Origin of the sequence: Chroococcidiopsis sp. [FACHB-1243] (genome assembly GCF_014696895.1) — a bacterium.
In the GTDB taxonomy this organism is placed as follows: Bacteria; Cyanobacteriota; Cyanobacteriia; order Cyanobacteriales; family Chroococcidiopsidaceae; genus Chroococcidiopsis.
The window spans coordinates 186,234-200,316 of the sequence record NZ_JACJQX010000004.1 but is presented as its reverse complement, the minus strand read 5'-3'; the positions used below and the strand labels follow the sequence as shown (position 1 = coordinate 200,316).

The window sequence follows — 14,083 nt, the reverse complement described above, 5'->3', positions numbered from 1 at the left end:
AGTATGAAAAAAGTTTCCGTCATTCTACCTGTATACAATGTCGAGCAATACGTAACTGAAGCGGTTAATTCTGTGTTAGCACAGACTTATCCATACTTTGAGTTAATTGTAATTGATGACGGTTCTACCGATCGCAGCATGACAATTTGTCAGCAATTCACCGACCCAAGAATTAAATTCATTCGCCAGCAGAATCGCGGCTTAGCCGGAGCTAGAAATACTGGTATTCGTTATGCTCAAGGTGAATATTTAGCTTTTTTAGATAGCGACGATCTCTGGTTATCGGAAAAGCTAGAGAAACACGTTGCTCATTTAGATAATTCGCCAAATGTGGGGGTAAGTTTTAGCCGCTCTGCTTTTATCGACCAGCAAGGCAAACCTTTAGGTTTATATCTTTTGACTGAAATTGAGGGAGAAATGACTTTCCGTCGTATGCTTTGCCGAAATCCTGTTGGTAACGGTTCGACAGTTGTGATTCGCCGAGAAGTATTTGAAGCTATTCGTTTTCGAGACAATCTTTACGGTACTGAAGAAGATTTTTATTTTGACGAACGCTTCCGCCGCTCGGAAGATTTTGAGTGCTGGCTGCGGATTACTGCCGCCACGAATTGGCAATTTCAAGGTATCCCTGATGCTCTAACCCTATATCGAGTCAATCTAGAAAGCCTCTCAACTGATTTGCGCGAGCAGTTGCGATCGTGGGAACAAGTGATGGAAAAAGCACGCTCTTATGCTCCAGAACAAATCGCTCGCTGGGAAAAGCCAGCTAGAGCTTTCAATTTCAGGTATCTAGCGCATAGAGCAGTGATGTTGAAAACAGGCTCAATGGCTGTAGAGTTTATCAATCGAGCTGTGGTAAGTTACTGGCATATCGTACTTGAAGAGCCAGGTAGAACACTGCTAACTCTAGCGGCGGCTTATTCCTTATGGTTGCTACCTCAGCCTTTCTATCGCCAAGTTGAAGCTCTTGCCATAAAAATGAGAGCTACTTGGCAAAAACGTCAAATTCAAAAAGAGCAGTCTAGAAGATTGGTAACAGTAGCTGTCATTGCTGAGTCTTGACAAAGATAGACTTGTAGATTGCGATCGCTAGCCTTGTAGAGCGCGATCGCTCATTAAGACTTCCTAATTACCGCAGAATTCAGAGTAATGTGCGCATTATCAAGTAGATGTTTTTAAGAGCATTGCCGCAAAAGTGGCAGAAACTGGCTTTGCAAGTCATCATTAATATATCTGTATTATCACTTCCAGGCTGCGCGATCGCCAAACCTCCTGGAACAGGCTGGCAGATGACATTTCATGATGAATTCAATGGTACGACACTCAATACTCATAAGTGGAATACCTGCTACTGGTGGGCAACTACGGGCTGCAAGCTTAACGGAGATATGGAGATTCAATGGTATCAAACAGATGACGTAATAACTCGAAAAGGAAAACTGCGTTTACGCGCTCAACGGCGTAGTATGAATGGCTACAACTACACTGCTGGAATGGTCTCCTCTCATGACAAATATTCATTTAAATATGGCTATATAGAAATGCGAGCCAAAATGCCAAAAGGCAGTGGTCTTTGGCCCGCATTCTGGCTCATCCCACAGCGAAGAAATGTCTGGCCTCCAGAGCTTGATGTTATGGAATATCTCGGTCACGATCCTCAAGGCGTTTACATGACCATCCACTATAAAACAGCTAACGGCAAGGCAAACTCAGGTACCTACTGGAATGGTCCTGATTTCTCAGCAGACTATCATACATTTGCCATGCAATGGGAGCCAGATCGCATCGTCTGGTATATAGATGGCGTGGAACGCAAGCGATATGAAGTTGCTGCAAACATTCCAGCAGAACCCTTGTACATTGTTGCCAACTTAGCAGTCGGTCCTGCTTGGAAAAATATGCCTCCCGATCGCACTACATTTCCCAAGTACTATCTCATTGACTATATTAGAGTGTGGCAACGCAAGTCAGGACGATGATTGTAGCTTGCGTTGACTTTAGCCTGTAATAGAAACTCGCTCCAAACGAGTTTTCACTCGCAATCAGCAAATGGCGGGGATGACTTCAAGAACTATTTTGCTGTCAATTTCGCCGTCCCTAGTGTCTGCTTAATTACGAACTTGGCAAGCGGAGCTAAACGTACAGATGCTAGAGTTAGAAGCGATCGCGGATCGCGGTAGAAAATTGAGCGATCGCAAGCTAGAGCGCGATCGATAAAATCGCAGGCTTGTTCTGTATCGCCAGATGTTATAGATAACCGAGCCAGATAGCGATACATATAAGCATATGCCGTTGAAAGAACTGGTTTCAATCGTTCTGGGGAGCGTCTATATGCATTCTCAATTGCGTGTTCGTAACAGAGTTGCATTTGCCGTACATCAAATGAAACTCCAGCGCGGCGAACTCGATAACAGCATAAGGTTTGGGGCAATCGATAGAAGTTCCAGTGCTGCATAGATGCAATTCTTAACCAGAAATCTAAATCCTCGCAACCGCGACCGCGTAACATTTCATTAAATCCACCTACTTGGTCAAATAAGCAACGACGAAAGACTGCGTTAGAGCCATGACCGATGAAATTCTTGTAAAGCAAAGCTATGAGGGGATCGGATGCAATCGGTTGACCGCTAAGGTATATAAAGGTTGGATGCCCATCCTCACGAATTGCCCGCGAAGCACTATATACAACTCCTACCTCTGAAATACTATCGAGTAAAGCAATATGTGTTGCTAGCTTATCAGGCTTGTAGACATCATCGGCATCCAGTAGAGCGATATAGTCAGTACGCGCATGGCGAACACCATAATTGCGAGCTGAAGAGAGACCACCATTCTGTTTTTGTAGCAACTGAAAGCGGCAGTCGCGTTGACAAAATGGTTTAACAATCTCTGCCGTATCGTCAGTAGAACCGTCATCAACAACAAGTACCTCAAATTCTTGCAAAGATTGACGCTCTAACGAAGTCAACGCATCCTTAATGTACGAACGAACGTTATAGGCGGGAATTACAACACTAACTTTAGGGGTAATCATCATGAAAAAACTCTACAATGAAATGTTGAGATCGAGCTGGTGATGTCCGATGCGGTTTGAAAAGTCACCAGCTATCTAATTGAACCAAGATGTCTAAATTTCTACAAAAGAGCGGTCGTTTTCGTATGTAAAGACGCTCCTAAAGACATGGAGCGATCGAGTAAAACCGCTTTTTCCTTGAAGTACTCAATCGTTTGTTGATTGAGCCATTTTTTATGTATTAGAACTTCATCTAAGTTCATTCCTGTTGATTTTTGCTCAGAACGAGCAATCTCAACTTGTGCTTGAGTCAACAATCCCGCTTCAACCAAACAATGACCAAAATGCTTCGTGCTTGAGTAAATTTCTGTAGAAGAATCGTATTCTAGCTTGCAGGTTGATAATGCGTCCGAGCTACCTTGACCCTTCAAGCAAGAGTGACTCGTAGTTCTCATGCATTCTACTTTTAGCTGCGAGCCGTACAACTTAGCTAAAGCAACTTGAAATGCAAACGCTGGATTGCCGAATAAATATCGCGCTGCAAGGCGTTTAGGTTCGCAGCACAAGCGATATAACCACTCCAATCCAAGATTCGATAGCGATTTCGGGCAATCTGTGATAACACCTGCTAGTCTGTCAATAATTGCTCCGCCACACATAATTGCATGAACGTTGAGATAGTCGCGATGCAACCGAATCCAATTTTCTTGCAGTGGCATCCCCATACCCACTATTAAAATGTCAGGTTTTGCCGAGTTGATTTGCCGAATGACCGTCTCATTCTGATGAGGATCGTCCGTCTTAAAGTATCCATGATGTCCAGACAATTTGAGGCTTGGATATTGTTTTCTTAGGCGGTCGAGAGCTGCTTCTAGATGTTGAGGCTTCGAGCCTAGTAGAAAAATGGAAAAATCATGCTGATAGCAGTGTTGCAATAATGATGGCATCAAGTCAGTATAAGAAGCTCTGTACTGTATGGGTAACTCTAATCCCATATACGACATTGCTTTTAAAATACCTGAGCCATCACAGTGAGCAATCTCTACCTCTTGGAGGAAATTATAAAACCAAGGAAGTTGCATTGAGAGGTTAAACCCGTGCGCGTTGTAATGTGCAATTACAATCTTTTTCTTTGTAAAGCACGCTGTATGAATTGCTTCAACAATTGCTGGAACTGTCATACAAGTAACTCGTCGGTTCAACAGATGCACGTTGAGGTTTGGTAGATTTTCTAAGTTAGGAATGTTGAGTTGTTCGAGCATTTCGATAAATAGTTGATTCAAAAGATTTTGTCAGCAATACTCAATTGAAGCCACAGCTATTCCTTTGTTAGAGCTAAACTCTTAGCTACGATGTTATAAAGTGTGCTACGTGGCTTCATAGGCGCAAGCCTCGACTCTACCTAATTCAATATTGGTTTATTTTCGGTTTTAAGTCAGAATTATCGCGGTGTCCTATTTTGAGTAAACATCTTGCCTAAATTCAAGTATGCCAGCAGCTTATTTGCGTTTGTGTTCAATAAAGTGTTTAACTTAATGTGTGAGTTGTATGAATTGTTTGCATTTTTGTTTGTTCTGAGCGGTTTGTAAGTACTAGATTAATTTTAGAAAACTCCGCCTTAATTTTCGCTTGAAAATGATAAATTTATGCTATTATAATCCTAGCCTTGCTATGAAAGTGAGGCAAATATTTTACATACATAGGCTAGAAGCTTACACCAGCTCAATTTAAAGTTATACATGATGCTGACCCCGCCCAACCTTCTTTATCCGCCTTACAAAGGAGGAAGAAAAAAAGCCATAGGTGGCAGGGTTTATTTTATGTAACCTCACAAAAAATTGCTCTCGCTCTACAAATCATTTAGAAGTACTATATGTTGCTACACGTAGTATTCTTGTAGAAAGACTGATACTATTTAGATTTATTGTTATAACCTTTAATCTTGAATTGATAGAAGTAATAGTTACTAGCAGAAGGGTTCTCTATATAACAATGCTTTAAGCTATTTCTGTAATTGTTTATAGGTGCGTAGATATAGATTACCTGAAAAAAACTATGCTAAAGGGACAAATATTTACTTTTCTTAATAATAGTTAGATTGTGTTTCGGTGATTCTTAGAACTATATCAATAGCTCGTACATTGTACACAAGTCAACCTATTTACATAATTAAGTTTTATTATAACATTTTTATGATTGTACTATTGACTGATTAAGTAAAAAATAAGTTTAAACTTTGTTAACGATTGAAGCTCAATCAAAACCGAAAAGATAACAAAAGATTTTCTAGAACTTTTTCTCAGTTTGATTAACTCACACAAAAACGAATACAAATCATACAACTTCTATAGTAAGTTATACTTATTTTTATACACGATCGCAAACAGCCTATTTGCATACTTTAATTAGAAAGAACTAATATCTTTAACTTCTGGTGGTTTTCCAACAAAATCTATCAGTGAATGTTTTAAATATAGCGTTCTCTTAGTGCAATTAGGATGCAATCTACCTAATTCAGAAAATATAACTATTGTATAGGCTAATAACTTTATGAACAGTAGTCAATATCGTAATTCCAGAAACTTAGCAACAATTATTCTCTTTAGATTTAATTTTTTGACTTTCAAGAGCTGGAAAATTATTTCTAGATATAGGAATAGTGAAACAAAAGAGTCAACGACCGAAGCGATCGCCTCATCTTGCTTCCCAACTGCCAACTCCAATGCTTCTCAGTTCCTAAATAGTAACCACATTGCTTCTATAACTAAAAAATTAGTGGCGCATCCCTCTACTACTAGCCGTATCAAGCGCCTAACTGACATTTTAGGAGCTATAGTTGGGCTAGGAATTACCGCCGTCGTCGCGATTCCGATAGTCGTTGCCATGCAAATAGATAATCCTGGTTCCATCTTTTACAGCCAGATTCGTTACGGCTTGTACGGTCATCCTTTCCGAATTTGGAAATTCCGCTCCATGATACTTGACGCTGAACAATTACAGCATCTAATCAAAAATGAAGCTCAAGGACAGATTTTCAAAAACTCAAACGATCCACGTATTACTCGTGTCGGTCGTTTTTTGCGCCGTACTAGTTTAGACGAACTACCACAATTTTGGAACGTGTTGCTGGGGCAGATGAGCTTAGTCGGTACTCGACCACCCACAGTGAATGAAGTCGAACAATACGAACCTCACCATTGGCAGCGGTTATGGGTTAAACCAGGAATAACGGGTGAGTGGCAGGTAAATGGACGTTCCAGAGTTAAAGATTTTGAAGCAATCGTGCAGATGGATCTAGATTATCAATCTAAGTGGTCTGTTACTTATGATTTATATTTGTTATTAAAAACACTACATGTTGTTCTTACTAAACGTGGCGCTTGCTAAGTAATAGCTTATTATTGCTGGTAGCTGTTTAGCTACCAGTAAATGCTTTCTTAAAAGTACAACATTGTTGAAGGGTGACAAGCTCAAATATATATTTGAATGCAGCAAAGAACTGTCACAGCATGAAATGCGTGCGCGTGAACTGCTTTTAGCTTGTAACCAAATGTCTACCATTGCTTTTTGTTCTGGAGCATAAGGTGTAAAATGAAAAACCTGCAATTCATTATAACTATCCTCGCTACAACCTCATCTATCGATAAAGTAGCATCTCTTTGTGACTTCTCTAAACAAACTTGTCCTGGTCGTGGTAGTACGTAGGCAACCAGGCGCTTGTTACCGGGGACATCTTCGCGAACCACAATGACTGCTTCTCGAACTGCCTCGTGACGACTTAAAATTGTTTCAATTTCCCCTAATTCAATGCGATAACCTCGCACTTTCACTTGAAAGTCGATGCGACCGAGGAACTCTACATTGCCATCTCTGCGGTATCGTACTAAGTCTCCAGTGCGGTAGAGACGGTCTGCCGGATTTTGGCTCAAAGGATTGGGAATAAACCGCTCTTGAGTTAACTCCGGTCGATTCAGATAACCGCGAGTCACACCTTCGCCTCCGAGCGGCAGTTCGCCTGCGGCTCCTACGGGAACGGGTTGACCGTTCTTATCTAAAATATACAGCTCGGGATTGGCGATCGCACGACCAATCGGAACGATTCCATTTACTTGCGTCAGCGTATGAGTTGCCGACCAAATGATTGACTACGTTGCGGTGTTCTACCATCACACCCTTCGGCTTACCAGTAGAACCAGATGTATAGATAACGTAGCTCGGGTTTTCCGGCTTGACCCCACTATTAGGATTGGCGATCGCCTCTGGCTCAATCTCGTCCCACATCGTATCGATGGGAATAACACTGACATGCGGCTCGACAACCAAATTGCTAATGAACTTTTGCTGTGTCACGATAACAGGAGCTTGAGAGTCCTGTAACATGAAGCTGATGCGCTCCTGTGGAAAATCGGGATCGAGGGGAACGTAAGCACCGCCTGCCTTGTGAATTCCCAGTAGCGCCACCATCATTAAGAGCGATCGCTCTACATGCAGCCCTACTAAAACATTCGGTTTTACCCCTTGTCGTTGTAAATAACGAGCTAATTGGTTGGCTTTTGCATTCAACTGTGCGTATGTCAGATGTCGATCTTCACAAATCGCAGCAACCCCTTCTGGATTTTGTACTACCTGCTGCTCAAATAACTGATGGATGCATTTATCTCGGGGATAGTCTGTCTGAGTATTATTCAATTCTACAAGTAGCTGCTGTTGCTCTTGTGTATTTAGTAGAGATAATTCAGCAATGGGCTGTTGCGGGTTAGCAACTATACTTGCTAACAAAGTTTGGAAATGCCCGTTCATTCGTTCAATTGTGCCTGAATCAAATAGATTAGCGTTGTATAACCACCTTCCTTTCAATCCATTACTATTTTGTTCTACCATCAAAGCTAGATCGATCTTCGCTGTGTTATCTTCTATTCCCCAAGGACTTGTAGCTAAGCTAGAAAGTTCGATATCTTGTAAAAAAACATTTTCGTTAAAGGTCAATGTTACCTGAAATAGAGGTGAATAACTTGGATCTACCACCATCTGTAATTTTGATATCAAGACTGAGAGAGGTACAATTTGATGATTTTGCGCTGACAAAATAACTGCTCGTACTCGCTCTAGCAATTGCTGAAAACTAGGGTTTTCAGACAAATTTGTGCGAAGAACTAGAGCATTAATAAAAGTTAAGTCTATTGATGAATAATTCTGTTTAACAACAGGGGAACCTACTACGATATCTTCCGTACCTGTATAGCGGTAAAGCAAAGTATTCAATGCCGCTAATAAAGTTGTAAATAAGGTGACACCTTCCTGTCTGCTCAACAAGCTGAGTGCGGTTGTTAGTTTCCGAGACAGCACAAACGATTGAGAACTACCTCGATAAGTTCGATCTGTGCGTCGCGGTCGATCTGTAGGGAGTGATAACAAAGGTGGTAAACCTGCTAATTGTTGTTTCCAGTAGGTGAGGGAAGACTGGATCGAAACCGATTGCTCAAAATCTTTTTTAGTGAACATAATACTTTCTTTACTATGTTGTTTGCTGGGTCTTTCTATTTTTAAAATGCTGTATGAAAATGAAAAATTCACGAAGTTCGGGTATAATCGAAGGTGAGACTTAGACATTTATTCATTACTTGTTACTCGGTGCTTGTTGCTCTGTATGCTACTTATAACAGTATGCAAACTGATTGTTAGCGATCGCGTTCAGGAATATGTATAACTTGATGTATGCGTTGTATGATTTTTGCTCAAACAGTAAGAATAGGATGCGCGATCGCCCGTATTCGGCAACATTAGGAAGTAGCAACACTTTTAACTTCAGCTACCCAATCTAACTTTCAGCACGAATGGTTTAGCATAAAAGCAAGTGGGACTTCAAAGGTTTGTTAATGGTTCGCGCCCAACATAAGCTAGAATTTATTCCTCCAGCTCTCAATCCCTTTGTTCTGCGGGTAACTCAACTGCTGTCACCTGTCCTGCTGCGATCGCAAACAGCGATTACTCACATTCAAGCAGAGAATACAGAAGTTTTAGTCGATCTTTATCGGGCTTTTGGGGCTGGGAAAACTCGTTTTATCATGGCGTTCCGGCATCCCAGCCCTGACGATCCATTTTGTATGGCGTACTTACTGCATCGTCTAGTACCACGGGTAGCACGCCAACAGCAAATATCGCTACCACGTCCAATTCACGCACATTTTCTCTACGATCGCGGTATTCCTTTGTGGGCGGGAGCGCATGTCAGTTGGTTGTTTTCCAACTTGGGTGGCATTCCCATTCATCGAGGCAAAGTCGATCGGCTCGGGTTGCGAACAGCTCGAAATCTGTTAATCAACGGCAGCTTTCCCATGGCAGTCGCTCCAGAAGGAGCCACTAACGGACACGGTGAAATAGTTAGTCCTTTGGAACCTGGAATCGCTCAGTTAGGATTTTGGGGCGTTGAAGATTTGCTGAAGGCTGGACGCGCCGAACAAGTTTTCATCGTGCCAATTGGAATTAAGTATTCCTACGTTCAACCTGCTTGGCAACCTATAGAAAAGTTATTGAGCGAATTGGAAGCAGATAGTGGTTTGAAGCAAGGGGAAGAAAAAGAAAAAATTGCCTCAATGGATGAAGCCCTGCTCTACCAACGACTTTATCGATTAGGCGAACACCTGCTGTCCTTGATGGAAGAATTTTACACTCGGTTTTACCGTCAAACATTGCCAACTTCAGCTAATGCAATTGCTGCCGATACAGTGTCAGCAGAAAATACTTCAGGATTAAAACTACCTAATTCCGAACGGGACTTTGCAGCGCGATTGCAAGCACTAATGGATGCGGCATTGCAAGTAGCAGAGCAGTATTTCCACTTCCAACCTCAAGGTAGCGCGATCGAACGCTGTCGTCGTTTGGAACAAGCGGGCTGGGATTGGATTTATCGAGAAGATATTAAGCAAGTAGAAGCCCTGTCTCCTATAGAGCGAGGATTAGCCGATCGCATTGCCCAGGAAGCTAACCTGAGAATGTGGCACATGCGACTCGTAGAGAATTTTGTCGCCGTCACGGGCAAGTACGTTCGGGAGAAACCGACGATCGAGCGGTTTGCCGAAACAACTTTGTTGATGTGGGAAACAATTGCCCGAATTAAAGGTAGTAGTACCGTTCGTCGTCCTCGACTGGGTAAGCAATCAGTACAAATGACAGTAGGCGAACCAATTTCAGTTTCAGATCGCTGGCAAACATATCAAGCTAGTCGTCGCAGTGCTAAGCAAGCTATTACAGATCTGACAAGAGATCTGCAAACTGCTTTAGAACAAACAATCTAACCTGCTGCTTAAATCTCCTCAAGGCGATCGCTCCTTCAATTTTTACTTTTTATTTCAACACGAGTCGTCTCTGAAAAATATCGATAATTTAAAGATATATCTCTTCTAAAGTCAAGGAGGAGGAGATGGCAGAGCAAGACTCGCATTCTAAGTTCTGGAATTCTGATTTTTGGGATAAATATGTCCGAGCAACTCTAAGCCCGGTCATGCACAATCCCAGGCTGACACCAAAAATTTTATTTCTTTTGGCTGTAGTACCGTTTACCGTTGTTATCCTCGTGTGGGTGTTGACTCTGCTTGAGCAATAGAACCAGGTAAGTTACAAGCTTGGTTGGAGGCGATCGCCATGATGGGACTAGGACTATTTTGGTTTTTTGTGTTCTGCTTTATTGTTCTAATGGGCTTAGCACTTTTAGCGGAAGTCTTGTTTTACAACGAAGAGCAGCACTTTTGATAGCATATCTAGGCGTTTAAGCCACGCTCCTATGCTTCTACGCCGCTGCGAAGCATTGTACTGTTTTATTTTTTCCGATTTACTGACCAACAACAGAGAAGCTGCGGGAATTTCTTTGACTGCTTGTAGAAAACGGTGTTGCCAAGCTCGCTTCTACTTGTGGAATTAATTCCTCCCACTCAATTGGCTTGTGGACTATTCCACTCACTGACTTCTGACATTCAACCGAAATAGAATCGCGACGACTAGGTGCAACTAGAATAACTGGTATGCGATCGTTGCGATAATTTTGACGCATACAGCGCGCGACTTCCATCCCATCTATTCCTGGCATCATCAGATCGAGTAAAACTAGGTCAGGCTTTGCTCGTTTTATCTGGGCGATCGCTGCTGCTCCCGAGTCTGCAAGTATAACTTTATAACCTTCAGCCTCCAAGATAACCTGGAGTAACAAGGCGTGGTCGTAAACGTCATCGCAGACAAGAATACTTTTAGTACCGTTCTTTTCAAAACGAGTAGATAAGTTCATCAGATGAAAATCTAGATAAATTTAATTTGTTAAAAACAGGCTTTATTAAACTACAGTCTTTGATATTTAAATTCCGCTATGATTCAATAGTTATAATTACTTACCAACAAAACTTAATATACCTCTTGTTTCAAAGCGATCTGAGGATAAATTAAGATTATTTTAATAATAGAGCGATGCAGCAGGGCGATCGCCACCTTGGGGTAGTAACCCAATTTTGGCAAATCAGCTCGTAACTGTACTTAAAAAAATAAGTCCGCACCTGCGAACTTATCAACCTTCACTCAAATTGACTTTTTTAATTCATTGCTCCCACGGAAGGTCTATACGAATTGCAAGAGGAACTTTTATGTCTACTATTTTTCCTATCTCACACTAGACTCTACATAAGTTTTCCGAGGGCTACGCGCTCCAACAACAGCACCAATCAGCGAGGCAATTAAACCCAGTAACGAACCAAATACGAACCACCACAAGCTTCTAGCAGTAGCATTAGCAATATCACGAGCTTGTTCTGCACTGATATTAGGTAGGTTTTGCGGATTAACCCCTTGGACTTGGTTAGATATGACTCCAGCCGCATTGGAAGCAGCAGAAGCTGCCAAACCAAAAGCTCCCGTGACTCCAGATGTTACTAGCCAAGAGCTAAGAGCTAAAGTAGTCGCCCAAAGAATTGCACCGTTAAGTAGAGCTGTACTGCGATTCATTGGTCCACAGCCACGAGCTGTCACCCAACCACCAATTAACAAAGAAATTAACAAACCAATAGCCGACCAAATTCCCACGTTACCAGCAACATCAGCAGCGTTTGTTCTTGGTGCGCCAGAACCCGCAATGCTGGTTGCACCAATCGCTGCAAATAAAGCACTTAAAATCAACTGAGTTGCTATTGCAATTACGATACCTGAAATAATTGGACCCCAGCGAATGCGATCGTGGTAATCGACAACGGGAGTGTTGGTAACGGTGCGTTCAGAAACAGCATCGTTAGTTGGTCTATTGACGTATGCCATATCCTAATTTACTTCCTCGATCCCTTAGAACTTAATGCCTATTTCTTTTTATGTAATAGGGATGTATTTTTAAATTTAAATTGAAATCTATAGCTTTGCTATCTATCAGTAGAAATATCCCCATAGAATTATTCAATTTTTCTATAAAAAAATTCTTGCTAGCAAGGCTTTGTGCTAGATTGCACAGTGCATTTGGGAAAGAATATTGACTTATATGAAATAAGTCGCGACGTAGTTTTGATTCCCCACTTCAGTACGTATTTCGATTGATACGGTAGCAGTTACTACTTCTATCGCTGGCAGGATGGCTTACCCGAATTATTGAATCATGATGAACGAAATATTGCAGTTGCGTTGTTGAGACAATCTGTTTGTAAATAGTATTGCAAACACCGCTCGAACAAGAATTTTTTCAATAGCGCGAATTTACAAAACTGCTATATCCCTCGGCACAGTCTAGCTAGATCGGGAGAAACAGAAAATCTATGGAAAAAATCCACCCCCGCCGGAAGTGGACGCAGATAATGGCACTGGTGTTAACGGTATTACTGACACTGCCAATTCTTAATGCCTGTGGCGGCAGTCAGAACACGTCTGCACCTCCGCCTCCTATTGCAGATAATGTTGGTAGAACACAAACTTATCCTTCAAACCAACCCCAAGCGAGAAAGGGGCTGTCTACGGGACAAAAAATCGCGATTTTGGGTGGGGCTGCTGCACTCTACTACATCTACAATCAGCATAAAAATAGGAAAGGGCAAGGACCGCAAGGACAATACTACCTCTCCAAAAACGGGCGGATTTATTATCGCGATGCTCAAGGTCGTCCTCATTGGGTCACGCCGCCACCAGAGGGAATTCGAGTTCCAGAATCGGAAGCGCGTCAGTACCGAGATTTCCAAGGATACAACAACAGATCGACAGGTCGCGACTTGACCGACTTGCAGCCAGCGCCAGCATTGTGACACTCGCGGCAGCAAAGGTATAGAACAGCAAGTGAAATAAAACAGTAGGAAGGAAAAATGAACTTTTTACAAAATATGTTTGGCGGTCAGGATGGAGAGCGAGACTACAGAGACTTCGTGAATCGATACGAACAGGGTTTACCGCACGAAGGCTATTCAGACGACGAAGTTTATAATCGATATCAACAAGTATCCAGACACGTACCTCCTGATATTTACCAAGAGTCCGCACAAGAAGCCTTTAGCCGCATGTCTCCACAAGAGCGGATGCAGTTTGGTCAATATCTTCAGCAGCAGGCGCGGGGGCAAAACTACGATTTTCCCGACCTTAACCAAGATGGCATAGACGATCGCCTCCAAGACCCCAACTATCTCGCCCGCGCAACGGGTAGCATCCATCAGCAACAACCAGACCTACTCGGTCAATTAATGGGTGGTGCTACGGGGGCTATGATGGGCGGTCAAAGAGGCGGCAACTTATTTAGTAATCCGTTAGCAAAAGCAGCGATGGCTGGGATTGCAGCGATTGCTGCCAAGAAGATGATGGGTGGTGGTAGATCGGCAGATTACGGGCAGTACGGGAACGTTCGCCCCGCTAGTGAAGACCCCTACGGCGATCCGGCGGATTACGGGCAGTACGGGAACGTTCGCCCCGCTAGCGAAGACCCCTACGGCGACCCCGCAGATCGCCGAGGATTGTGGTAGTAATATCAAGTCCGTTCAAATAACCATATCACCGTAGGGGCGGGTTTTCACAGAGATTTTCAGACATAGTACCAATATCTCAATAAACCCGCCCTTACAAAATTTATGG

Annotated in this window: 13 protein-coding genes; 7 read left to right on the top strand and 6 right to left on the bottom strand. The window is 42.5% G+C overall.

Annotated features, from left to right (window positions below):
• Positions 1–3 precede the first annotated feature (3 nt).
• A complete protein-coding gene (locus H6G17_RS04745; RefSeq protein WP_192154615.1) occupies positions 4–1,062 on the top strand; it encodes a glycosyltransferase family 2 protein in 1,059 nt (352 codons plus the stop codon).
• A gap of 107 nt (positions 1,063–1,169) precedes the next feature.
• Positions 1,170–1,979 carry a glycoside hydrolase family 16 protein gene (locus H6G17_RS04740; protein WP_192154613.1) on the top strand — a complete coding sequence of 270 codons (810 nt, stop codon included), beginning with the start codon at positions 1,170–1,172 and terminating at the stop codon, positions 1,977–1,979.
• Positions 1,980–2,071: 92 nt separating this feature from the next.
• Here H6G17_RS04740 and H6G17_RS04735 read toward each other — a convergent pair whose 3' ends face one another.
• Both H6G17_RS04735 and H6G17_RS04730 read right to left on the bottom strand, forming a co-directional pair.
• Complete coding sequence (locus tag H6G17_RS04735) at positions 2,072–3,037, bottom strand: glycosyltransferase family 2 protein (RefSeq protein ID WP_192154611.1); 966 nt, start codon at positions 3,035–3,037, stop codon at positions 2,072–2,074.
• A gap of 98 nt (positions 3,038–3,135) precedes the next feature.
• Complete coding sequence (locus H6G17_RS04730; protein WP_199316503.1) at positions 3,136–4,296, bottom strand: WecB/TagA/CpsF family glycosyltransferase; 1,161 nt, start codon at positions 4,294–4,296, stop codon at positions 3,136–3,138.
• A 1,267-nt stretch (positions 4,297–5,563) separates the two neighbouring features.
• Between H6G17_RS04730 and H6G17_RS04725 the strand changes: the two genes are divergently transcribed.
• Positions 5,564–6,400, top strand: a complete 837-nt coding sequence (locus H6G17_RS04725; RefSeq protein ID WP_192154610.1) for a sugar transferase — start codon at positions 5,564–5,566, stop codon at positions 6,398–6,400.
• A gap of 167 nt (positions 6,401–6,567) precedes the next feature.
• On the opposite strand, the gene H6G17_RS04720 is transcribed toward H6G17_RS04725, so the two are convergent.
• Both H6G17_RS04720 and H6G17_RS04715 read right to left on the bottom strand, forming a co-directional pair.
• Positions 6,568–7,002, bottom strand: coding sequence for a hypothetical protein (locus H6G17_RS04720; RefSeq protein WP_347276407.1), 435 nt, complete (start codon positions 7,000–7,002; stop codon positions 6,568–6,570).
• 58 nt (positions 7,003–7,060) lie between these two features.
• Complete coding sequence (locus H6G17_RS04715; RefSeq protein WP_192154609.1) at positions 7,061–8,515, bottom strand: condensation domain-containing protein; 1,455 nt, start codon at positions 8,513–8,515, stop codon at positions 7,061–7,063.
• A gap of 374 nt (positions 8,516–8,889) precedes the next feature.
• On the opposite strand from H6G17_RS04715, the gene H6G17_RS04710 reads away from it, so the two are divergent.
• On the top strand, positions 8,890–10,308 hold the full coding sequence (locus H6G17_RS04710) for a 1-acyl-sn-glycerol-3-phosphate acyltransferase (RefSeq protein WP_192154608.1): 1,419 nt from the start codon (positions 8,890–8,892) through the stop codon (positions 10,306–10,308).
• A gap of 125 nt (positions 10,309–10,433) precedes the next feature.
• Positions 10,434–10,616: a hypothetical protein gene (locus tag H6G17_RS04705; protein ID WP_192154607.1), complete on the top strand. Its 183-nt coding sequence runs from the start codon at positions 10,434–10,436 to the stop codon at positions 10,614–10,616.
• Positions 10,617–10,841: 225 nt separating this feature from the next.
• Here H6G17_RS04705 and H6G17_RS04700 read toward each other — a convergent pair whose 3' ends face one another.
• Entirely contained in the window at positions 10,842–11,291 is a 450-nt protein-coding gene (locus H6G17_RS04700) for a response regulator (protein ID WP_192154606.1), read from the bottom strand.
• Positions 11,292–11,656: 365 nt separating this feature from the next.
• A complete protein-coding gene (locus H6G17_RS04695; RefSeq protein WP_106168296.1) occupies positions 11,657–12,304 on the bottom strand; it encodes a hypothetical protein in 648 nt (215 codons plus the stop codon).
• A gap of 485 nt (positions 12,305–12,789) precedes the next feature.
• Between H6G17_RS04695 and H6G17_RS04690 the strand changes: the two genes are divergently transcribed.
• A complete protein-coding gene (locus H6G17_RS04690) occupies positions 12,790–13,269 on the top strand; it encodes a hypothetical protein (RefSeq protein WP_192154605.1) in 480 nt (159 codons plus the stop codon).
• Positions 13,270–13,326: 57 nt separating this feature from the next.
• A complete protein-coding gene (locus H6G17_RS04685; protein ID WP_192154604.1) occupies positions 13,327–13,974 on the top strand; it encodes a hypothetical protein in 648 nt (215 codons plus the stop codon).
• The last annotated feature ends 109 nt before the right edge of the window (positions 13,975–14,083 follow it).